General features: G+C 71.1%; 19 protein-coding genes and 1 riboswitch. Of the genes, 6 read left to right on the top strand and 13 right to left on the bottom strand.

Annotated features, from left to right (window positions below; genetic code table 11):
• Nucleotides 1–164 precede the first annotated feature (164 nt).
• Entirely contained in the window at nt 165–635 is a 471-nt protein-coding gene (locus tag ACWEFB_RS01950; protein WP_452281310.1) for a group I truncated hemoglobin, read from the top strand.
• 55 nt (nt 636–690) lie between these two features.
• On the opposite strand, the gene mgrA is transcribed toward ACWEFB_RS01950, so the two are convergent.
• A complete protein-coding gene (mgrA, locus tag ACWEFB_RS01945; protein ID WP_452281308.1) occupies nt 691–1,692 on the bottom strand; it encodes an L-glyceraldehyde 3-phosphate reductase in 1,002 nt (333 codons plus the stop codon).
• A 50-nt stretch (nt 1,693–1,742) separates the two neighbouring features.
• Nucleotides 1,743–2,189, bottom strand: a complete 447-nt coding sequence (locus ACWEFB_RS01940; protein WP_452281306.1) for a winged helix-turn-helix transcriptional regulator — start codon at nt 2,187–2,189, stop codon at nt 1,743–1,745.
• A 246-nt stretch (nt 2,190–2,435) separates the two neighbouring features.
• Nucleotides 2,436–2,532: riboswitch (glycine riboswitch) on the top strand.
• A gap of 76 nt (nt 2,533–2,608) precedes the next feature.
• Between ACWEFB_RS01940 and gcvP the strand changes: the two genes are divergently transcribed.
• Complete coding sequence (gene gcvP, locus ACWEFB_RS01935) at nt 2,609–5,431, top strand: aminomethyl-transferring glycine dehydrogenase (protein ID WP_452281304.1); 2,823 nt, start codon at nt 2,609–2,611, stop codon at nt 5,429–5,431.
• A 154-nt stretch (nt 5,432–5,585) separates the two neighbouring features.
• Here the strand turns inward: gcvP and ACWEFB_RS01930 are convergent, their stop codons facing one another.
• The gene (locus tag ACWEFB_RS01930) at nt 5,586–5,786 is read right to left on the bottom strand and encodes a DUF5999 family protein (protein WP_326563301.1); all 201 of its coding nucleotides are present in this window, start codon (nt 5,784–5,786) and stop codon (nt 5,586–5,588) included.
• Nucleotides 5,787–5,909: 123 nt separating this feature from the next.
• On the opposite strand from ACWEFB_RS01930, the gene ACWEFB_RS01925 reads away from it, so the two are divergent.
• Nucleotides 5,910–7,148 carry a chorismate-binding protein gene (locus tag ACWEFB_RS01925; RefSeq protein WP_452281302.1) on the top strand — a complete coding sequence of 413 codons (1,239 nt, stop codon included), beginning with the start codon at nt 5,910–5,912 and terminating at the stop codon, nt 7,146–7,148.
• A gap of 28 nt (nt 7,149–7,176) precedes the next feature.
• Here the strand turns inward: ACWEFB_RS01925 and ACWEFB_RS01920 are convergent, their stop codons facing one another.
• The 9 genes from ACWEFB_RS01920 to ACWEFB_RS01880 form a co-directional block, all read right to left on the bottom strand.
• Nucleotides 7,177–8,046 carry a nitroreductase/quinone reductase family protein gene (locus tag ACWEFB_RS01920; protein ID WP_452281300.1) on the bottom strand — a complete coding sequence of 290 codons (870 nt, stop codon included), beginning with the start codon at nt 8,044–8,046 and terminating at the stop codon, nt 7,177–7,179.
• A 344-nt stretch (nt 8,047–8,390) separates the two neighbouring features.
• Nucleotides 8,391–9,452, bottom strand: coding sequence for a cation diffusion facilitator family transporter (locus ACWEFB_RS01915; protein ID WP_452281298.1), 1,062 nt, complete (start codon nt 9,450–9,452; stop codon nt 8,391–8,393).
• Between the two features lie 141 nt (nt 9,453–9,593).
• Nucleotides 9,594–10,631: an aldo/keto reductase gene (locus ACWEFB_RS01910; protein WP_452281296.1), complete on the bottom strand. Its 1,038-nt coding sequence runs from the start codon at nt 10,629–10,631 to the stop codon at nt 9,594–9,596.
• A gap of 23 nt (nt 10,632–10,654) precedes the next feature.
• Entirely contained in the window at nt 10,655–12,010 is a 1,356-nt protein-coding gene (locus ACWEFB_RS01905) for an LLM class flavin-dependent oxidoreductase (protein WP_452281294.1), read from the bottom strand.
• A gap of 22 nt (nt 12,011–12,032) precedes the next feature.
• The gene (locus tag ACWEFB_RS01900) at nt 12,033–12,770 is read right to left on the bottom strand and encodes an ABC transporter ATP-binding protein (protein ID WP_452281292.1); all 738 of its coding nucleotides are present in this window, start codon (nt 12,768–12,770) and stop codon (nt 12,033–12,035) included.
• Nucleotides 12,746–13,612 (bottom strand): ABC transporter permease, encoded by an 867-nt coding sequence (locus ACWEFB_RS01895; protein WP_326558336.1) that lies wholly within the window; start codon nt 13,610–13,612, stop codon nt 12,746–12,748. The genes ACWEFB_RS01900 and ACWEFB_RS01895 overlap by 25 nt, the downstream gene beginning before the upstream one ends.
• 4 nt (nt 13,613–13,616) lie before the next feature.
• The gene (locus ACWEFB_RS01890; RefSeq protein WP_452281290.1) at nt 13,617–14,684 is read right to left on the bottom strand and encodes an ABC transporter substrate-binding protein; all 1,068 of its coding nucleotides are present in this window, start codon (nt 14,682–14,684) and stop codon (nt 13,617–13,619) included.
• Complete coding sequence (locus tag ACWEFB_RS01885; protein WP_326558338.1) at nt 14,681–15,196, bottom strand: flavin reductase family protein; 516 nt, start codon at nt 15,194–15,196, stop codon at nt 14,681–14,683. The genes ACWEFB_RS01890 and ACWEFB_RS01885 overlap by 4 nt, the downstream gene beginning before the upstream one ends.
• 250 nt (nt 15,197–15,446) lie before the next feature.
• Entirely contained in the window at nt 15,447–15,608 is a 162-nt protein-coding gene (locus ACWEFB_RS01880) for a putative leader peptide (protein WP_452281287.1), read from the bottom strand.
• A gap of 196 nt (nt 15,609–15,804) precedes the next feature.
• Between ACWEFB_RS01880 and def the strand changes: the two genes are divergently transcribed.
• A complete protein-coding gene (def, locus tag ACWEFB_RS01875) occupies nt 15,805–16,314 on the top strand; it encodes a peptide deformylase (RefSeq protein WP_326558340.1) in 510 nt (169 codons plus the stop codon).
• An 18-nt stretch (nt 16,315–16,332) separates the two neighbouring features.
• On the opposite strand, the gene ACWEFB_RS01870 is transcribed toward def, so the two are convergent.
• Complete coding sequence (locus ACWEFB_RS01870; RefSeq protein WP_326558341.1) at nt 16,333–17,103, bottom strand: sulfite exporter TauE/SafE family protein; 771 nt, start codon at nt 17,101–17,103, stop codon at nt 16,333–16,335.
• A 195-nt stretch (nt 17,104–17,298) separates the two neighbouring features.
• Here ACWEFB_RS01870 and ACWEFB_RS01865 point away from each other — a divergent pair, with 195 nt between their 5' ends.
• Both ACWEFB_RS01865 and ACWEFB_RS01860 read left to right on the top strand, forming a co-directional pair.
• A complete protein-coding gene (locus tag ACWEFB_RS01865) occupies nt 17,299–18,078 on the top strand; it encodes an endonuclease/exonuclease/phosphatase family protein (RefSeq protein WP_452281285.1) in 780 nt (259 codons plus the stop codon).
• 128 nt (nt 18,079–18,206) lie between these two features.
• Complete coding sequence (locus ACWEFB_RS01860) at nt 18,207–20,846, top strand: Hsp70 family protein (protein WP_452281283.1); 2,640 nt, start codon at nt 18,207–18,209, stop codon at nt 20,844–20,846.
• The last annotated feature ends 5 nt before the right edge of the window (nt 20,847–20,851 follow it).

Raw genomic sequence — 20,851 nt, 5'->3', positions numbered from 1 at the left:
ACAGATTCGTCACCGTTCGGTGATGGGTGCGTGACACTGTGTGTGTTGTGCGCTATCGTCCGACTGCGGTTGTCCTGATGTGACGGTTCCGTGTCGGCGTGTGTTCGTCGGTGCCGGTTGCCGGGTCGGAGTGGCCGCTCAGTCTGCCGCCGGAAGGACATGCCGTGACGGAAACGGAAGCCAACGCGTCGTCGACAAGGGACGCCTCGATCGAGGACACGGTCGAGCTGCCGGAGCAGGCCGTACCGGGTGGTGACGGTGCCGGGTCGGCGTACGAGCGGATCGGTGGGGCGGTCGCGGTCCAGGCGGCGGTACGGATCTTCTACGAGCGGGTGTTGGCCGAGCCGGACCTCGCCGGTTATTTCGAGACGGTGGAGATGGCTGCCCAGCGGCGTCATCTGGGGGCGATGCTGACCGTGCTGCTCGGCGGGCCGGACGCGTACACCGGTCGTGGTCTGGCGCAGGCGCACCAGGGGCTCGGCATCCCGTCGGCGCACTATGCGCGGGTTGGTGCGCACCTGCTGGCGACGTTGATGTGGTTGGACGTGCCGGCGGATGTCGTGGACCACATCCGGGAGACGTTGGCCCAGGTGGAGTCGCAGGTGGTGCAGTCACGGAGTCGGCCGGCGGGGTGAGTGGGCCGGGCCTGGTGCCGCGTGCACCGCAGTGGACGCAGCACCAGCGGGCCGGCTACTCCTCCGTGGCGTACGGTTCGATCTCGGCGAGTTCGGCGTCGCTGAGTTCGACGTTGTCGAGGGCGGCGATGTTGTCCTCGAGTTGGGTGACGCTGCTGGCGCCGATGATCAGGCTGGTCATCCGCTTGTCCCGCAGCGCCCAGGCGAGGGCGAGCTGGGCGAGGGTCTGACCGCGGCGGGCGGCGATCTCGTTGAGGGCCCGGACCTTGGTCATGGTGGTGTCGCTGAGGTGGCTCTCGTTGAGGAAGACACTGGTCGCGACGCGGGAGTCGGCGGGGACCCCGTGCAGGTACCGGTCGGTGAGCAGGCCCTGGGCCAGGGGGCTGAAGGCGATGCACCCGGCGCCGGCCTCCTCCAGGGTGTCGAGCAGGTTGTCCCGCTCGATCCACCGGTTCACCATCGAGTACGACGGTTGGTGCAGGACCAGCGGGGTGCCGAGGTCACGCAGGATCGCGGCGGCTTTCGCGGTCTGCTCGGAGTTGTAGTTGGAGATGCCGACGTACTGGGCCTTGCCGGCGCGTACGACGGCGTCGAGGGCGCCCATCGTCTCCTCGAGCGGGGTGTCCGGGTCGGGCCGGTGGTGGTAGAAGATGTCGACGTAGTCCAGGCCCATCCGGCGCAGCGACTGGTCCAGGGACGCGACGAGGTACTTGCGGGAGCCCCATTCGCCGTACGGGCCGGGCCACATGTCGTAGCCGGCCTTGGTGGAGATGATGAGTTCGTCGCGGTAGGGCGCGAAGTCGGTGGCCAGGATCCGGCCGAAGTTCTCCTCGGCGGAGCCGGGCGGTGGGCCGTAGTTGTTGGCCAGGTCGAAGTGGATGACGCCGAGGTCGAAGGCGCGCCGGACGATGTCGCGTTGGCGCTGCCAGGGGCGTTCGTGGCCGAAGTTGTGCCACAGGCCCAGGGAGATCGGGGGTAGGCGCAGGCCGCTTCGGCCGGCGCGGTTGTAGGTCATCGAGTCGTAGCGGCCGGGGGCTGCGGTGTAGGTGACGGTCACGGCTCCACCCTATTGATCGGCTGCCGTCCGGGGGCGGGGTGGGGCGCGGGTCAGCAGCCGGTGGGGTCGTCGGGGGTGCCGGCCGGGTGGTGGGTCCGGTCGTAGGTGGTCCGGGCGGCGGCGATGGTGGCGCGGTGGCGTTCCGCCCACCGGGTGAGGGTGAGCAGGGTGTCGTGCAGTTCGTGGGCGATGTCGGTGGCGGTGTATTCGACCCTGGGTGGCACGGTGGCGTGGACGGTCCGGATGAGCAGTCCGTCGCGTTCGAGGTTGCGCAGGGTGAGGGTGAGCATGCGGCGGCTGATGCCTTCGATGCCGCGTTCGAGTTCGGTGAACCGGACGGGGCCGTGGGTGGCGGCGACGATGATCGCGATGCTCCATTTGCCGCCGACCCGGTCCAGGACGTGACGTACGGTGCAGTCCTCGCCGCGAGCGGGAGCTGTCCGTCCGGAAGCGCCGGGGGTGGGTGGTGCCGACCCGTCGGGGGGTCCGGGTGACATGCGACGTCCTCCGTCTGCGGTGATCATGGTCACGCGGGGCGCCGGTAACAGGGCTTGGCCGCTGTGACGAACACTATCGCCGTCGGCCCGGACAGCCGGTCCGGCCGTCGAGGTGGTGCCCGATCACGACCGGAACGGGTGTTTTGACCATGTTTCGGGGTCACTGGCGGATGGGGCCGGTGGTGCGTGGGATGTTGCCCGATACCCGCCTGAAACAGACCCGCTGGTAGCGTTGACCATGCCGGTAACACCCACGTGGGAGAGACCGCCCGGCTTGTCGGGGCGGCGCCGAAGGGGCAAATCCTCCCCGGAACCTCTCAGGCAAAAGGACCTCGTGGGCAGGCGACTGTGGAGCGCCCGCCACGCGTGGGTGTGACAGAGGGGGAGGCCGCATCGTCGACCTCGCCCCGGGAGCCGCCATGACCGCAGAGCAGTTCGCCGTACGCCACATCGGCCCGGACGCCGACGGTGAGCGCCGGATGTTGGACACCGTCGGCTACGGCTCGATCGACGAGCTGATGGACGCCGCGATTCCCGAGGTGATCCGCTGGCACGGCACCCTCGACCTGCCGGCCCCGGCGACGGAGGCCGAGGTGATCGCCGAACTGCGGGAGATCGCGTCCCGCAACACCGTCGCGGTGTCGATGATCGGGCTCGGGTACCACGGCACCCACGCCCCGGCGGTGATCCGCCGCAACGTCCTGGAGAGCCCGGCCTGGTACACCGCGTACACGCCGTACCAGCCGGAGATCAGCCAGGGTCGGCTGGAGGCGCTGCTGAACTTTCAGACCATGGTCACCGATCTGACCGGGTTGGCGACCGCGAACGCCTCGATGCTCGACGAGGGGACCGCGGCGGCGGAGGCGATGACGCTCGCCCGCCGCGCATCCAAGAGCAAGAGCCCGGTGTACGTCGTCGACGCCGACACCCTGCCGCAGACGATCTCGGTGATCGTGACCCGGGCGGAGCCGCTCGGCATCGACGTCCGCATCGTCGACCTGGACGCCGAGCAGTTGCCGGCGGAGTTCTTCGGTCTGCACCTGCAGTACCCGGGTGCGTCCGGGCTGGTCCGTGACCATGTCGCGCTGGTCGAGGCGGCGCACGGTGCCGGGGCGCTGGTCGCGGTCGCCGCGGACCTGCTCGCCCTGACGCTGCTGCGGCCGCCGGGGGAGATCGGCGCCGACATCGCCGCCGGGACGACCCAGCGGTTCGGCGTACCGATGGGCTTCGGTGGGCCGCACGCCGGTTACCTGGCGGTCCGCACCGGCCTGGAGCGGATGCTGCCCGGCCGGTTGGTCGGGGTGTCGCGCGACACCGACGGCAACCCGGCGTACCGGTTGGCGTTGCAGACCCGTGAGCAGCACATCCGGCGGGAGAAGGCGACCAGCAACATCTGCACCGCGCAGGTCCTGCTCGCGGTGATGGCCAGCATGTACGCCGTCTACCACGGTCCGGACGGGTTGCGGGAGATCGCGTCGCGTACGCACCGGTCGGCGGCCCGGCTCGCGGCCGGGCTGCGGGCCGGCGGGGTGTCGACCGAGGGTCCGGCGTTCTTCGACACCGTCACCGCGGTGGTCCCGGGTCGGGCGGCGCAGGTGGTCGCCGACGCCGCGGCGCGTGGGGTGAACCTGCGGCTGGTCGACGCCGACCGGGTCGGGGTGGCGTGCGACGAGACGACCACGGCGGCGCACCTGGGCGCGGTCTGGGCGGCGTTCGGGGTGGCGGAGTTCACCGGGGAGGTCACCGAGGCGCTGCCGGCGGCGTTGCTGCGGACCAGCGACTACCTGACCCACCCGGTGTTCCACCGGCACCGTTCCGAGACCGCGATGCTGCGTTACCTGCGCCGGTTGTCGGACTCCGACTACGCCCTGGACCGGGGCATGATCCCGCTCGGTTCGTGCACGATGAAGCTGAACGCGACCACCGAGATGGAGCCGGTGAGCTGGCCGGAGTTCGCGAACATGCACCCGTTCGCGCCGGCGGAGCAGACCGCCGGGTACCGGGAACTGGTCACCTCCCTGGAGGGGTGGCTGGCCGAGGTGACCGGGTACGACGCGGTCAGCGTGCAGCCGAACGCCGGGTCCCAGGGGGAACTGGCCGGGCTGCTGGCGATCCGGGGTTACCACCGCGAACGCGGGCAGGCGCACCGGGACGTGTGCCTGATCCCGTCGTCGGCCCACGGGACGAACGCGGCCAGCGCGGTGATGGCCGGTATGCGGGTCGTCGTCGTGGCCTGCGACGACAACGGCGACGTGGACCTGGTCGACCTCGACCGGAAGATCGACACGCACCGGGACGCGCTCGCCGCGATCATGGTGACGTACCCGTCGACGCACGGGGTGTACGAGACCGGGATCGCGTCGCTGTGCGCGAAGGTCCACGACGCCGGTGGCCAGGTGTACGTCGACGGCGCGAACCTCAACGCCCTGGTCGGGTTCGCCCGCCCGGGCAAGTTCGGTGCCGACGTGTCGCACCTGAACCTGCACAAGACGTTCTGCATCCCGCACGGCGGCGGTGGCCCGGGGGTCGGCCCGGTCGCGGTCCGCGCGCACCTGTCCCCGTTCCTGCCCGGTGACCCCCTCGACGCTTCGGTCACCGGTACGCCGGTGATCTCGGCGGCGCGGCACGGGTCGGCGGGGATCCTGCCGATTCCGTGGGCGTACCTGCGGATGATGGGCGCCGAGGGGCTGACCCGGGCGACCGGGACGGCGGTCCTCGCGGCGAACTACGTCGCGGCCCGGCTCCGTGCGCACTACCCGGTGCTGTACAGCGGCAACAAGGGCCTGGTGGCGCACGAGTGCATCCTCGACCTGCGGCCGCTGACGAAGGCGACCGGGGTGAGTGTCGACGACGTCGCGAAGCGGCTGATCGACTACGGGTTCCACGCGCCGACGATGTCGTTCCCGGTCGCCGGGACGCTGATGGTGGAGCCGACCGAGAGTGAGGACCTGGCCGAACTCGACCGGTTCTGCGCGGCGATGATCGCGATCCGGGAGGAGATCGACCTGGTCGGTTCGGGGCAGTGGCCGGCGGGCGACAATCCGCTGTCGAACGCCCCGCACACGGCGGCGATGGTCACCGGGGACGAGTGGACGCACCCGTACCCGCGGTCGGTGGCGGCGTACCCGGCCGGGGTGGACCGGGCGGGGAAGTACTGGCCGCCGGTGCGTCGCATCGACGGCGCGTACGGGGACCGGAACCTGGTCTGCGCCTGCCCGCCGCCGGACGCGTTCGAGGACTGAACACGTCCGGGTCGATCAAGGAAATCCGCGCCGATCAAGGACGGAACATCCGGGCCCCGGTCACCTGACCGGGGCGGGGTGGTCGTTGATCGGCGGGGATAGCCTTGATCGGCGGGCTGCACTGCCCACCGGGTTGGTCAAGGCGCGGGTCGACTCAGGCGACCAGTACGTGCCGGGCGGGTCCGCGGTGCGGTGCGATCGTGCTGCCGTCGGGGAGCAGTTCACCGGTGTCCTCGAAGACGATCACACCGTTGCAGAGCAGGCTCCAGCCCTGCTCACGGAAACAGGCGACGACCCGGGCGGCGTCCCGGTCGGTTGCCTCGGCGGAGGGACAGGTGGGTTGGTGCTGGCACATCGGGTTCTCCGGACTGTGGGGGTGCTGTGTCATGGTTCACATGACCAGTGACGCACGGTACCAAGCGGAACGGTGCCACATCGAGCAGGGATCGGCACCAACCGGGGAGAATCCACCCAACGGATGATGGAGATTGGGCCACTCGTCGTGGAAACGCTCCCATACGGGGCCGGGGTCACACCGGCGATGCCATCGGCATACCTCGATCCATTGACTGAGCTCGACCGATTTGAATGGTACGTCGGCCAGCCCGGCGACCCGGCCGAGTTGATCGACGGGTTCCTGACCGGTCACGGGCTCGGCACCGGCGCGCTGCGCCCGTCGACCGGCACCGGTTCCGGGGCCCACCCCAGACCCGAACCCGGTCACCCCGCCGGGGCGGCCCTGTTCGTCTCCGCCGCCGCCGGGGCCGCCATGATCGGCGCCCCGACCGGGCGGCCCACCCCGGCGGCGGGCGTACCCGACGTGGTCGCGGTCGTCTACACCCGCACCACCCGACGCGCCCCCGAGCCCCCGCCGCCCACGGCGCCGTGGTGGCTCGGGCCGTGGCAGCCGAGTTGGTCCCAAGCCGCCCACGCGGCCGCCGTCGCCGCCGCCCGTGACGCCATCGGCCGCGGTGACATCTACCAGGTCAACGTCGTCGGCCACGCCAGCGCCCGGTACACCGGCGACCCGATCCCCGCCCTGGCCCGACTCGGCCGGCTGCCCGGCGCCCGCTACGGCGGGGTCCTCACCGGCGACACCTGGGCGATCGGCTGCGCCTCCCCGGAGACCCTGATCGAGGTCACCGGGGGACGCCTCGTCACCCGCCCGATCAAGGGCACCCGCCCGGCCACCGGACCCGGCCGGGTCGAGCTGCTCACCTCGGCCAAGGAACGGGCCGAACACATCATGATCGTCGATCTGGAACGCAACGACCTGGCCCGGGTCGCCGCCACCGGATCGGTCCGGGTCGACGAGCTCTACGCCATCCGCCGGTGGTGCGACCTGTGGCAGGCCGAGTCGACGATCTCCGCCCGCGCCGCCGACGGTCTGCGCCTGGCCGACCTGCTGCGCGCGGTCTGCCCCGGCGGTTCGGTCACCGGCACCCCGAAGGTCTCCGCGCTGGGCCGCATCGCCGACCTCGAACCCGTCGGCCGCGGCGCCGGCATGGGCGGGCTCGGCTGGGTCGGCCCGGACCACATCGACCTCGGGTTGACCATCCGTACCGCGGCCGCCGACGGTGAACGGCTGCACGTCTGGGCCGGCGGCGGGATCACCTGGGACAGCGACCCGGACGCCGAGGTCGCCGAGGCGGCGGCGAAAGCCGGACCGGTCCGCACCGCGCTCACCGGACCGGACCGACCTTCGGGCGGGGCCTGACAATCGACCGGACCCCGCCCGCCGGCCGTCAGCCGCGTTCGGCCGGTACCGCCGCCGGCGAGTCGAGGATCGGGATCAACTGCTCCTCCTCGTACGCCAGGTGCCGTTCCAGTTCGTCGACGAGTCGGTCGACCTCGGCGAGCACCACCGGGGCGGCGACCCCGTCGGCGGAGACGACCCGACGCAGGTCCTCGACGAGGGCGGCGATAGTCTCGTGTTCGCGGCGCAGCCGGGCCATCGTCGGGGCGAGCGCCGGGTGGTGCTCGGCGAGGGCGGGGAACATGGCGGTGTCCTCACCGACGTGGTGCAGCCCCAGGCCCTGGCAGACGGTCAGGCAGTTCACCCGCAACTGGGCGCCGAGCCCGGCCCCCGACCCGGCGACCTCGGCACGGATCAGGGCGAGTTCCCGCCGGAACGCGTCGTGGACCAGCCGCAGCGCCGTACCCCAGGACGGTTGCCCGTCGGCGGTGCCGAACCGGGGCGGGCCCGGCACCTGCCGCAGGGCGACCACCGGCAGAACCCGCCCGGTCCGGGCCTGGTAGTCGGCCCACCCGTGGTCGGCCTCGACCGCCCGGGCGAACACCCGGTCCCGTTCGTCGCCGACCAGGACGGTGGCGGTGGCGTCGTAGACGAAAACACCGTCCTCGACCGTGACCCGCGGATCGGCGACCAGGTTGTGGAACCAGGCGGGGTGCTTCGGGCCGCCGCCCGCCGAGCCGATGACCAGGATCCGCTCACCGCCGTCGGGCAGGTAGCCCAGCGGGGTCGTGTGGGCGGCCCCGGACCGGGCGCCGGTGGTGGTCAACAGGATCAGCCGGGCCCCCTCGAAGTAGCCACCGACCCGCCCGCCGTTGGCCCGGAACTCGTCGATGACCTGCTGGTTGAAATCATTCGCCATACGTTTGTCGTCTCTCCCGTTGCGATGGTGCCCGCGTACCGTCGCGCGGGCACGGTGAGGAACCCGCCGCGGTGGGCGGGGCGAAAAATGAGCACGGTGCAACCCCGACAGTGGGGTGGGAAGTCGCCCGGACAGCCAACGGGTCGGTGTGGTCACCGACCGGGTCGGGTCAGGAAATGCGTACGGCAGCGCCCGTTGTCGGTGGCCGTACGGGGGTGATCGGTCGCGCGGAACGCGGGGGTGGCGGGCCTCTCGGCCGCCCGGCGGTCACGCCTGCGCCGGGTGCCCCACTCGGTTGTGGCCCAAGGCCGACCCGGCAGTCATGGCGACGATCCTAACGGGTGCTACCGGTGGTGGGCCAGTGGTGCGTGCGGGTCGCCGGTCCCACGGTGGTCGGGGTCGGCGTGGACCAGCGCGGCACTGAGCCGGGGTACGGCGTGAATCAGGCGGTGCTCGGCCGCCACCGCGATCACGTGCCCCAGCGCCACGGTGAGGTTCCCGTCGATCGTGATCGCACACTCGGCGTGCAGGTGGTGACCGATCCACCGCAGCCGCAGCGTACCGACGTCGGTGACACCGGGAGTGGCGCGCAGGGCCTCCTCGGCGGTGTCGACCAGGGTCGGGTCGACGGCGTCCATCAGCCGCCGGTACACCGCCCGGCCGGCGTCGACGAGCACCACCAGGATCGCGACGGTGATCAGCAACCCGACCGCGGGGTCCGCCCACCACCAGCCCATCGCCACACCACCGGCGCCGAGCAGCACCGCCAGCGAGGTGAACCCATCGGTACGGGCGTGCAGCCCATCGGCGACCAGGGCGGCCGAACCGATCCGCCGCCCGACCCTGATCCGGTACCGGGCGACGAGTTCGTTGCCGGCGAACCCGATCAGCCCGGCGGCGGCGACGTACGGCAGGTGGTCGATGTGCCGCGGGTCGAGCAGCCGGGCGACGGCCTGGTATCCGGCGAAGACCGCCGACGCGGCGATCGTCGCGACGATCGCGACCCCGGCGAGGTCCTCGGCCCGGCCGTATCCGTAGGTGTAGCGGCGGTTCGCCGCCCGCCGGCCGAGCAGGAACGCCACCCCGAGCGGTACGGCGGTGAGGGCGTCGGCGACGTTGTGCAGGGTGTCGCCGAGCAGGGCCACCGAACCGGACCGAAACACCACCGCGGCCTGCCCGGCGGCGGTCACCCCGAGGACCACCAGGGAGATCCACAGTGCTCGGATGCCGTCGCGGGAGGTGGCCAGCGCCCGGTCGACCTTGTCTGCGGTGTCGTGCGAGTGCGGGGTCAGCAGGTGCCGGACCCGGTGCAGGAGCGTCGGCCCGTGACCGTGTCCGCGATCCCCGTGCCCGTGTCCATGATCCCCGTCCCCGTCCCCGTGGCCGTGTGCGTGGTCGTGGCTCATCGTTTCCTCCCGGCCGGCGGTCACGACGGTGCTCGCCGGTCGGCAGAATAAGCGCCGCTACCGGTATGCAACAACGCGGTAACCGCGAGTATTGGGCAACAACCACCGGGCGGCGCGGCCCGGTGGTTGTCGCCACGGCGGTCAGGACACGGGCCGGCGGCGCCGGGTCGGGTCGGTCAACTCCGGCGGCTGGTAACCGGCGTCGGCCGGGTTCAGGGTCGTACCCGGTGGGACGATCTCGTCGATGCGGTCCAACACGTCGTCGGTCAGGGTCACCTTCGCCGCGCCGAGCTGGCTGTCGAGGTGTTCCAGGGTGCGGGGGCCGATGATGGCCGAGGTCACCGCCGGGTGCCGCAGCACGAAACCGATCGCCAGGTGGATCAACGACAGCCCGGCCTGTTCGGCGAGGTCGGCGAGCTGCTCGACCGCGACGAGTTTCGCGGCGTTCGCCGGCAGGGCCGGGTCGAACCGGCCGGGTTGCCGTCCCGCCCGCAACGAGATCGGCTCGGTCAGCCCCCGGTGGTAGCGCCCGGACAACCAGCCGCCGGCCAGCGGACTCCACGGGATCACCGCCAGGCCGTACCGCTGGGCGACCGGCAGCACCTCCCGTTCGACACCACGGGCCAGGATCGAGTACGGCGGCTGTTCGCTGACCACCCGCTCCCGGCCCCGGCGCTGCGCGATCCACTGTCCCTCGACGATCGCCGACGCCGGGAACGTCGACGTCCCGATGTAGCGGATCTTGCCCTGGTGGACCAGGTCGCTGAGCGCGCCGAGGGTCTCGTCGAAGTCGGTGTCGGGTTCCGGGCGGTGCACCTGGTACAGGTCGATCCAGTCGGTCCGCAGCCGGCGCAGGCTTCGCTCCACCTCCTGGAAGATCCAACGCCGGGAGTTGCCGAAGTGGTTGACGTCCTCACCGACCTGTCCGTGGAACTTCGTCGCCAGGAACACGTCGTCGCGGCGGCCACCGTCGAGGGCCTCGCCGACGATCTCCTCCGACTCGCCCTGGGAGTAGACGTCGGCGGTGTCGACGACGTTGATGCCCTCGTCCAACGCCCGGTGGATGATCCGTACGCCCTCGTCGTGGTCGGGGTTGCCGCGCTGGCCGAAGTTCATCGCACCGAGGGTCAGCGGACTGACCCGTACCCCGGTGGTGCCGAAGAGGCGGTACTGCGTCATGGTGCTTCTCCTCCTGTTGCGGATCAGGCCGGTACGGCCGCCCGGTCCCGGTCGTCGGTACGCACACCCGCGGGGCGGGGCAGTCCGTAGTTGTCCCGCAGCGTCGTCCCGGTGTACTCGGTCCGGAACAGACCACGGTGTTGCAGGATCGGCACCACGTGGTCGACGAACGCGACCAGCCCCGACGGCAGCACCGCCGGCATGATGTTGAACCCGTCCGCGGCACCGTTGTCCCACCAGTGCTCGATCGCGTCGGCGACCTGCTCCGGGGTGCCGGCGAACGTACGGTGCCCGCGCCCGCCACCGAGGCGCCCGATGAGCTGACGGACGGTCAACCGTTCCCGGCGGGCGAGGTTCACCACCAGCGTGTACCGGCTCTTCGCACCCTCGATCTCGTCCTCGCCGGGCAGGTCGGCGGGAAGTTCGGCGTCCAGGTGCAGGTCCTCCGGCGCCACCCGCAGCCGTTCGGCGAGCTGACGCAGCGCGTACTCGGGTCGGATCAGCTCGTCGAGGTCGGCGTCGAGGCGCCGCGCCTCGGCTTCGGTGGCCCCGATCACCGGCACGATCCCGGGCAGGATCTTCACCGTGTCCGGGTCCCGCCCCAGCGCCCGGGCCCGGGCCTTCAGGTCGGTGTAGAACGCCTGCGCGTCGGCGAGGGTCTGCTGCGCGGTGAAGACCGCCTCGGCGTACCGGGCGGCGAGGGCCTTGCCGTCGTCGGACGAACCGGCCTGGACCAGCAGCGGATGCCCCTGCGGCGACCGGGGCAGGTTCAGCGCCCCGGCGACCCGGAAGTACCGGCCCCGGTGCGCCGGCGGATGCACCCGGGCATCGTCACCCCAGATCCCGGTGGCCTTGTCACCGAGGGGGGCGTCGTCCTGCCAGCTGTCCCACAGTTTGCGGGCCACGTCGATGAACTCGGCGGCGCGGGCGTACCGGTCGGCGTGGGCCGGCAGGTCGTCGAGGTTGAAGTTGCGGGCGGCGTCGGCGCCGGCGGTCGTGACGACGTTCCAGCCGGCCCGGCCGCCGCTGATGTGGTCGACCGAGGCGAACCGGCGGGCCAGGTTGTACGGCTCGTTGTACGTCGTCGACGCGGTCGCGATCAACCCGATGTGGGTGGTGACCCCGGCCAGGGCGGTGAGCAGCACCGTCGGCTCCAACGCGCCCGCCGGACGGCGGCCGATGCTGTTCCACAGCACCGGGGAGTCGGCGAGGAACAACGAGTCGAGTCTGCCGCGTTCGGCGGTCCGGGCCAGGTGCTGGTAGTGGGCGACGTCGGTGTGCGCGAACGGGTCGCTCTCCGGCAGCCGCCAGGCGGCCTCGTGGTGCCCGACGCTCATCAGGAACGCGTTCAGGTGCAGCTTCCCGGGTCGACCGGTCATGGGACGGCTCCTTCGCGGGGGATCAGATGGCGGCGTCGGGGACGCCGAGGGCGGCGAGCAGCAGTTCCCGGTACTCCTGGAACCGCGGGTCGCGTGACGTACGCGGGGTCGGCAGGTCCAGGTCGAGGTCGACGGTGAAGACCCCGTCGTCGATCACCACCACCCGGTCGGCGAGCAGGACCGCCTCGTCGACGTCGTGGGTGACCAGCAGCACCGCCGGCCGGTGCCGGGCACACAGGTCACGCAGCAGACCGTGCATCCGGATCCGGGTGAGTGCGTCGAGGGCGCCGAACGGTTCGTCGGCCAGCAGCAGTTCCGGCTCGGTGACCAGGGACCGGGCCAACGCCACCCGCTGCTGTTCGCCACCGGAGAGCTGGTTGGGCCAGGCTCGTTCCCGGCCGGCGAGCCCGACCTCGGCCAACGCGGCGCCGGCCCGGGCGTGCCGGTCCGGGCCACGCAACCCGAGAACGACGTTGTCGATCACCCGACGCCACGGCAGCAGCCGGGAATCCTGGAACACCACCGACACCTGCCGGGGGATCTGCAGGTCACCGTCACCGGCGACGTCGTGGTCGAGCCCGGCCAGGGCCCGCAGCAGGGTGCTCTTCCCGGAGCCGCTGCGCCCGAGCAGGGCCACGAACTGTCCGGGGGCGATGTCCAGGTCGAGGCCGTCCAGTACGGTCCGGGTCCCGAACCGGCGGACCAGCCCGGTGACCCGTACGGCCGGGTCGGTGGTCAGCTCGTCAGCGTACGGCGCCACGACAGCACCCTCCGTTCGGTGAGCCGCAGGGCGGCGTCGGAGAAGAACCCGAACAGCCCGTACACCGCCAACCCGACGACGATGATCTCCGTCTGGGCGTAGTTCTGGGCCTGGTACATCAGGTAGCCGATGCCGCTGGTGGCGTTGATCTGTTCCAGCACGATCAGGGACAGCCACGACCCGGTCACACCGAGCCGCAGACCGATGAAGAACCCGGGCAGGGCACCGGGGACGACCACGTGCCGCAGGAACTGCCACCGGCTGTAGCCCTGCACCTGCGCCAGCTCGACGAAGCGGCTGTCGATGCCGGTCAGCGCGGCGTGGGTCTGGACGTACATGGTGACCGCGACCCCGAGCGCGATCACGACGATCTTGAACGTTTCGCCGATGCCGAGCCAGAGGATCAGCAACGGGATCAGGCCGAGCGACGGGATCGCCCGCTTGATCTGGACCGGCCCGTCGATGACCGCCTCCCCGATCCGGCTGAGTCCGGCGGCTACCGCCAGGGTCACCCCGGCGACCGCGCCGAACAGGAACCCGAGGGCGGCACGCTGCAACGACGTCGCGACACTGTCCTGCAGCTTCCCGCTCTCGATCAGGTCGGCGGCGGTGGCGACCACGGTCCACGGCGCGGACAGGATCCGCGGGTCGAGGACCGCGGTGGCGGAGGCGAGCACCCAGACCGCGAGCAGCAGCACCGGGCCGATCGCCCGCCCGTACGGGATGGGTCGGCCCGGACCCAGACGCCGGCGACGCACCGGCGGTGCCGCGACGGTCACGGTCGTGGGGGAGTGCGGCGAGGAAACGGTACGGGCAACCGTCGCCGGGTACGTGTCGGTCATGGGTTCACTCCCGGTAGGCGGCGGCGACGGCCCGCGCCGCGATCGGTTCGAACCGGCGGTCGAACAACTCCGCGGCGGACGCGGTCGGCACGAAACCGCCCTGCGCCATCAGGTCGATCGTCTCCTGCTCCCATCCGATGGCCTTGTCCCAGTTGGTGGGGAAGACGGGACGGTCATCGACGGCGACGATCCGCCGGCCGTCGTCGGCGGTGACGCCCTGGTCCTTGACGTAGAAGTGGTCGATCCAGGCGTCGGGGTTCTCGTACGCCCACGTCTTCGCCCTGGCCCAGAGGGGAATGAAGGCGGCGACGGCGGCGGCCCTGGCCGGGTCGGTCAGCACCGACGTCGGCGCCCAGAGGATCGTCAGGTAGTCCAGTGCGGTGATCTCGACCGCCCGGGCCCCGTCGGTGCCGTACTGGCGCAGGTACTTCGTCAGGGTCGGCTCACCCAGCGGTGCCGCGTCGACCTGCCGGGCCTGCAGGGCGGTGAGGAACTGTGGGCTGTTGAGCGGGACCAGGGTGACGTCGTCGGTGCCCAGGCCGAGTTGCTTGAGCGTACGCAGCACCACCACACCCTGCGCCTGCCCCTGGGAGAACCCGATCTTCTTCCCGCGCAGGTCGGACAGCCCGCCGATCGCCGCACCCGGTGCGGTGGCGAGCTGGTAGTTCGGTTTCGTCCGCGCCTGCACCGCGACGATCCTCGCGTCGAACCCGATCGCCCGCGCCTGGATCGGTGGGATGCCCGCGTTCGAGGCCAGGTCGATCGAGTTGGCCCGGAAACCCTGGATGACGTCCGGACCGGCGCTGATGTTCGGCCAGTCCCGGACGACGAACGGCAGGTCGTCGAGGAGCCCGGCGGCCTGCAGTTGCAGGTGCGAGGTGTGGATGGAGATCGTCAACGCGGTGTCGGGCGGCACGGTGCTCGGTAGCGGGTCACCGAGCCCGAGCGCGCCCCGCGCCGGTGCGTCGGCAACGCACCCGGTCAGCCCCAGAGCAGCCGCGCCGACGATCGAGGACAGCACCGTACGCCGCCGCAACGGGGTGCCGTACGCGTCGAACGGAAGCCCGGTCATCGGGTTTCCCGCAGACCGGCGTACGCGCCCTGGTGGTACAGCAGGGGTGCGCCGTCGTCACCGTGGCTGCCGGTGAGCGGCTGGGCGAGCACGATGCTGTGGTCACCGGCGGTGAGCCGGTCGACGACCCGGCAGACCAGCCAGGTGAGCACCCCGTGCAGCAGCGGCACACCGTGCGGGCCGGGCTGCCAGCCGGGGTGGGCGGCGAACCGGTCGATGCCGCTGACGGCGAAGGTCCGCGCCACGTCCTGTTGCGTCTCGGCGAGCAGGTGCACGGCGACGTACCCGGCCCGGGACACCGTCGGCCAGGACGACGAGCCCCGGTCGAGGCAGAACGACACCAGCGGCGGTTCCAGGGACACGGACGTGAACGAGGTGGCGGTGAAACCGGCGGCGGGCAGGCCTGCGTCCGGGTCCGCCGGCGCGGTCACCACGGTGACCGTCGCCGCCTGCCGGCGCAGCAACGCCCGGAACTGGCCGGTGCCGACCGGGTCGAGCTCGGTGATCGTCATCTTCTCCTCCTCGGGGGTGGAGCACGCGGGGTCGTCCCGCCGCGGCGGGCACGGTGGATCACGCGGACGGCGGTCGTACAGTGGCGCGCCGCGGGGACACAGCCGCGCCTGGCGACATCGGTGTCGGGCGCGTGGCGTGGTGGAAGGGGTCCCGCTGTTCGTGGGCGGGTCGGCGCTGATCCCGACGCCCGAACCGGGGTGATGGGGGAGGGGCGGGGCTGGGCCGTCGTGGGGCCGCGCCGCGCGAGGGTCAGCGCGGACAGAGGGCGCTGGCGTGCCGGACCAGGTCGACGTGCACGCGAGCGACGAGCAGGAGTACGTGTCGCTGTCGCATGCAGACCATGCTCCAGCCCCCACCGAAATTGGTCAACGCACCGACCAGATGTTGAGAACCGAAGAAATGAAGAGTCATAAAACATGCTGTGGCCTGCGGTAATATGACCCGCAAAACCCACCTGGCTTATAGAATATTAAATCGATGTCCACCAGTTGGTAGGAATCGTCGGCGCGCCACCGAGGCAACCGCCCCCGACCCACCACACCCCACCCGCCGCCACACCCCGACAGCCCGCGCACGACCGGCCGACCCACGGCGATAACCTCACCCCATGACGATGCGGCCCATCAGGATCATCGGCGACGCCGTACTCCGCACCCCCTGCGAACCGGTCACCACCTTCGACACCGAACTACGCGCCCTGGTCACCGACCTGATGGACACCCTCCTCGGCGCCCCCGGCCGAGCCGGCGTCGCCGCACCACAGATCGGCGTCAGCGCCCGCGTCTTCGTCTACGACGCCGACGGACACCGCGGCCACCTGATCAACCCCACCCTCGAACTGTCGACCGAACTCCAGGACGACGACGAAGGCTGCCTGTCCATCCCCGAGCTGTACTTCCCGACCCCCCGCGCCATGCACGCCACCGCCCACGGCGTCGACCAGTACGGCGAACCCAGCACCATCACCGGCAGCGGCTTCCTCGCCCGCGCCCTCCAACACGAAACCGACCACCTCAACGGCCGCCTCTACGTCGACACCCTGCGCGGCGACACCCGCCGCCGGGCGCTGCGCGAAATCCGCGACGGCCGATTCGCCGCCCCCGGCCGCAACACCTGACCAACCCCGCCCCGGCGCTCAGGCGACCCACTGGTCAAAACCGAGCTTCGCCACCAGGGCCAACACCACCACCAGCAACACCACCCGAACAAAACCCGAACCACGGCGCAACGCCATCCGCGCGCCCACCAACGCACCCACCACGTTGCAGGCCGCCATCGCCGCCCCCAGCGACCACCACACATGCCCCGCGGAACCGAAAACCACCAACGCACCCAGATTCGTCCCCGCGTTGACCAACTTCGCCATCGCCGACCCATGAACAAAATCGGCGCCCACCACCGCAGTGAACGTCAACACCAGAAACGTGCCCGTACCCGGACCGATCAGACCGTCGTACAACGCGATCACCCCACCGGCCACCGCGACCGCCACCACCACCCGGCCCCGCGTACGTTTCCCCGGCTCCGCGACCACCCCCAACCGCGGACGCAACGTCACGAACAACGCCACCCCCACCAACACCGCCAACACCACCGGCCGGTACGCCGCCGCCGGCACCACACCCGCCAACGCCGCACCCACCCCCGCGGTCACCACCGCCAGAACCGCCGCCGGCCCCGCCAACCGCCAATCAACCTTCGTACGCCGCGCATACGTCACCGCCGCCGTCGCCGTACCCGCGATCGCCGCGAACTTGTTCGTCCCCAACGCCACCGGCAACGCCAACCCCGGCGCCGCGATCAACAACGCCGGCAACAACAGCAACCCACCACCACCGACCACGGCATCAACCCACCCCGCCGCCGCCGCAGCCACCAACAAACCCACCAACGCGCCATGATCCACGACGCGGCATTATTCCGCCGCCACCACCCAACCCGACCAACCCTGTGGGCAGCCTCACCCAGGCCCCGTCACCGCCCCCGCCGCCGACGCAACCCGATCCCCGCCACACCCAACGCCACGAAGACCAACACCGAACAGAGCAACACCTTGATGATCACCCAGAAACTCTCCCACACCACCCCGTAAGGTGCAGAGGTGCGACTGGTCACCTTCAACCTGCTCCACGGCCGATCCCTCCACGACGGCATGGTGGACCAGACCCGACTACACGACACCGTCACCGCCCTCGACGCCGACATCCTCGCCCTCCAGGAAGTCGACCGCGACCAAAGCCGCAGCGGCAACCTCGACCTCACCGCCATCGCCGCCCAAGCCCTCAACGCACCCACCCACCGCTTCGCCGCAGCCGTCGTCGGCACCCCCGGCGAAGGATTCCGCCCCCTCAACCACGACGACGACGGCCACGGCGAACCCCTCTACGGAGTCGGCCTCATCAGCCGCTACCCAGCCCACTCCTGGCAAGTCACCCGACTCACCCCCGCACCCATCCGCGCACCCCTCTACATCCCCGGCCCCAGCGGCGGACTCACCCTCCTCCACGACGAACCCCGCGTACTGCTCGCCGCCGTACTCGACACCCCCTACGGCCCCATCACCGCAGCCGCCACCCACCTCTCCTTCGTCCCCGGCTGGAACCTCCGCCAACTCCGCCAGGTCATCCGCGCCCTCCGCACCCTCCCCGCCCCACGACTCCTCCTCGGCGACCTCAACCTCCCCGCCCGACTCGCCACCCTCACCTCCCGCTGGCACACCCTCGGCCGCGAACCCACCTACCCCTCCACCGAACCCCGAGTCCAACTCGACCACATCCTCGCCGACCCCCGAGGCCGCCAACGCCTACCCGACGTCACCGCCGTCACCACCCCCGCCGCCACCATCTCCGACCACCGCCCCCTCGTCGTCGACCTCGGCTGACCCACCCACCACCACGGCAAAAACCGGCAGCCGAGACCGAACCACCCACCCCCGACGACACGTCGTACCCGGGCAGTAACATCGCCCCCCGGCGGCAACCCCCGCGACCGCCGGAAGGCGGACACACGGTGAACACAACGGCCCGGCTCGCCGTCGACCTCGGCACCACCCACACCGTCGCGGTCATCCACCGCCCCGGCCAACCACCCCGCCCACTCCTGTTCGACGGCACCCCACTACTGCCCAGCGGCGTCTACCTCGACCCCACCGGCACCACCCACACCGGCCGCGACGCACACCGCCTCGCCAGCAGCCAACCCGACCGCTTCGAACCACACCCCAAACGCCGCATCGACGACGGCACCATCCTGCTCGGCGACAACGACATCCCCATCGAACAACTCCTCGCCGCCGGCCTCCGACGAGTAGCCGACGAAGCCCGCCTCACCGGCATCGACCCCACCACCGCCACCGTCCTCACCTGCCCCGCCGACTGGGCCCAACCCCGCCGCAACCTCCTACGCACCGCCGCCCGCCAAGCCGGCCTCGGCGAAGTCACCCTCATCGACGAACCCGTCGCCGCCGCCCACTACTGCCTCGACCTCCTCGGCCCCCAACTCCCACCCGGCGCCACCCTCGCCATCTTCGACTTCGGCGGCGGCACCCTCGACGTCACCGTCATCCGCCGCGAACCCACCGGCCCACGCGTACTCGCCACCGGCGGACTCGACGACCTCGGCGGCGTCGACATCGACGACGCCCTCGTCGCCCACCTCGGCCAACTCATCGCCCTACGCGACCCCGACCTGTGGCAACGACTCCACCAACCCACCACACCCGTCGACCGCCGCGACCGCCAAACCCTCTGGACCGAAGTACGCGCCGCCAAAGAAATGCTCTCCCGCACCGCCACCGCACCCGTCACCGTCCCCGGCCGCACCGAACCCCTGCACCTCACCCGCGAAGAACTCGACCGCATCGCCGCCCCACTCATCGCCCGAGCCGTCGACGAAACCCGCCGCGTCCTCCAACGCGCCGGCACCGAACCCACCACCCTCGCCGCACTCCTGCTCGTCGGCGGATCCAGCCGCATGCCCCTGGTCGCCAGCCGCCTCCACGCCCGCCTCGGCATCGCCCCCGCCGTACCCGAACAACCCGAACTACCCGTCGCCTACGGCGCCCTGCGCCACCCCACCACCCCACACCCCGCACCAACCCACACCCCGCCGCCACCACCCGCGCCGCCCCGCCCCCCGGTCGCACACCCCGCCCCCGCACCACCACCGACACCAACCCCCGTACGCCGCCGCACCCGCCGCAACGTCATCACCGCCACCGCACTCACCGCCGTCGCCGCCTGCATCGGCACCACCATCACCAGCGGCAACTGGCTCGCCGACCGCGTCAACGGCGCACTGAACCAGGCCAACCGCATCCCCGGCCTGACGGACAACAACCAACCCAGCGACGGCACCCTCAAACCCGGCCAGACCCGCCCCGCCGCCACCAGCGGCGCCGCCGCCGTCACCATCGCCGACCGAAACGTCATCTCCGCCCTCACCACCGCCGGCAACACCGAAATCACCGCCCTACCCGGCAACGGGGGAGCAGCACACTGGACCGTCAAGGTGCCGATCGAACCCGCCGACCTCACCCTCACCACCATCGACGCACCCAACCCCGCCGACGACCTCATCATCATCGACGGCGCAGACTCCGCCACCGACGACGGCAAACCCGTACGCGCCGTCCTCAACGCCACCACCGGCAAACTCCTCTGGCGCGACACCTGGACCAACCGCTACGACGTCGCCTACTACGGCACCAACGCCATCGTCGAAGCCCGCGGCTCCATCGACGGCAACGCCGTACTCAGCATCGACCTGCGCACCGGCAAACAACGCTGGAACCGCGCCGGCAACACCGGCCTACTCATCCTCGAACGCCACCGGATCGAAGCCATGCGCCAATGGCCCACCACGCCCGACCCCACCGCCGGCACCCTCCCCGCCACCGCGGGCGCACTACGCGACACCACCACCACCAGCCCGACCGTCGTCGAACTCAACACCAGCACCGGCAAGGGCTACACCCTCGACGCCACCACCGGCAAGGTCAAGAGCAGCGGAAACCTACCCCTCGACGAGGAACGCTGGGTCGCCTACGACAACCTCGTCATCGGCAAACTCAGCACCAAGGCATCACCGGCCCGCGACGTACTCGCCGCCTACAACGCCGCCGACCTCAAACAGAAGTGGAAACACGAACTCCCCGCCGGCGTCGACATCGAGAACGTCAAACCCTGCGGCCCGCACCTCATCTGCGCCGCCATCGACGAAGCCCGCAACAACCGGGTCATCGCCCTCGACACCCGGACCGGCAAACAAGCCTGGTCCACCCCCACCGAATCAGCCGACGACGAAAACTGGTACGCCGGCGCCACCGTCATCGTCAGCGGCGACAGCACCTTCGACCGCATAGCCGAAGCCCGCATCCTCAACCACACCGACGGCAAACAACTGCGCCAGCTTCCCCAGTTCACCAACGCCACCGCCACCGACGGCACCAACCTCGTCCTCCAGGAGTACAACGGCGCCACGAAACAGTGGCAGATCGCCGTCCAGGAGATCACCACCGGCCGTACCACCGGCGGCGCGGACGTCGGCGCCGAACCACCCGAACACGTCACCATCAACAAGGACCTCGTCGCCGTACTCACCGCCGACCGCCGCGCCCTCAGCTTCGCCGTCACCGACCTCGCCAAATGACCCGC

This window comes from Micromonospora sp. NPDC004704, from assembly GCF_053601675.1.
Note: the sequence above shows the minus strand (reverse complement) of the source record. Positions and strands in the feature narration are given on the sequence as shown.

What these genes read in the sequence shown, in the direction of transcription:
- ACWEFB_RS01915 (WP_452281298.1), bottom strand. Translation starts at nt 9,452, where the DNA reads ATGAGCCACGACCACGCACACGGCCACGGGGACGGGGACGGGGATCAT.
- gcvP (WP_452281304.1), top strand. Translation starts at nt 2,609, where the DNA reads ATGACCGCAGAGCAGTTCGCCGTACGCCACATCGGCCCGGACGCCGAC.
- ACWEFB_RS01920 (WP_452281300.1), bottom strand. Translation starts at nt 8,046, where the DNA reads ATGGCGAATGATTTCAACCAGCAGGTCATCGACGAGTTCCGGGCCAAC.
- ACWEFB_RS01930 (WP_326563301.1), bottom strand. Translation starts at nt 5,786, where the DNA reads ATGTGCCAGCACCAACCCACCTGTCCCTCCGCCGAGGCAACCGACCGG.
- ACWEFB_RS01940 (WP_452281306.1), bottom strand. Translation starts at nt 2,189, where the DNA reads ATGTCACCCGGACCCCCCGACGGGTCGGCACCACCCACCCCCGGCGCT.
- ACWEFB_RS01890 (WP_452281290.1), bottom strand. Translation starts at nt 14,684, where the DNA reads ATGACCGGGCTTCCGTTCGACGCGTACGGCACCCCGTTGCGGCGGCGT.
- def (WP_326558340.1), top strand. Translation starts at nt 15,805, where the DNA reads ATGACGATGCGGCCCATCAGGATCATCGGCGACGCCGTACTCCGCACC.
- ACWEFB_RS01895 (WP_326558336.1), bottom strand. Translation starts at nt 13,612, where the DNA reads ATGACCGACACGTACCCGGCGACGGTTGCCCGTACCGTTTCCTCGCCG.
- ACWEFB_RS01880 (WP_452281287.1), bottom strand. Translation starts at nt 15,608, where the DNA reads ATGACTCTTCATTTCTTCGGTTCTCAACATCTGGTCGGTGCGTTGACC.
- ACWEFB_RS01925 (WP_452281302.1), top strand. Translation starts at nt 5,910, where the DNA reads ATGATGGAGATTGGGCCACTCGTCGTGGAAACGCTCCCATACGGGGCC.
- ACWEFB_RS01885 (WP_326558338.1), bottom strand. Translation starts at nt 15,196, where the DNA reads ATGACGATCACCGAGCTCGACCCGGTCGGCACCGGCCAGTTCCGGGCG.
- ACWEFB_RS01905 (WP_452281294.1), bottom strand. Translation starts at nt 12,010, where the DNA reads ATGACCGGTCGACCCGGGAAGCTGCACCTGAACGCGTTCCTGATGAGC.
- ACWEFB_RS01910 (WP_452281296.1), bottom strand. Translation starts at nt 10,631, where the DNA reads ATGACGCAGTACCGCCTCTTCGGCACCACCGGGGTACGGGTCAGTCCG.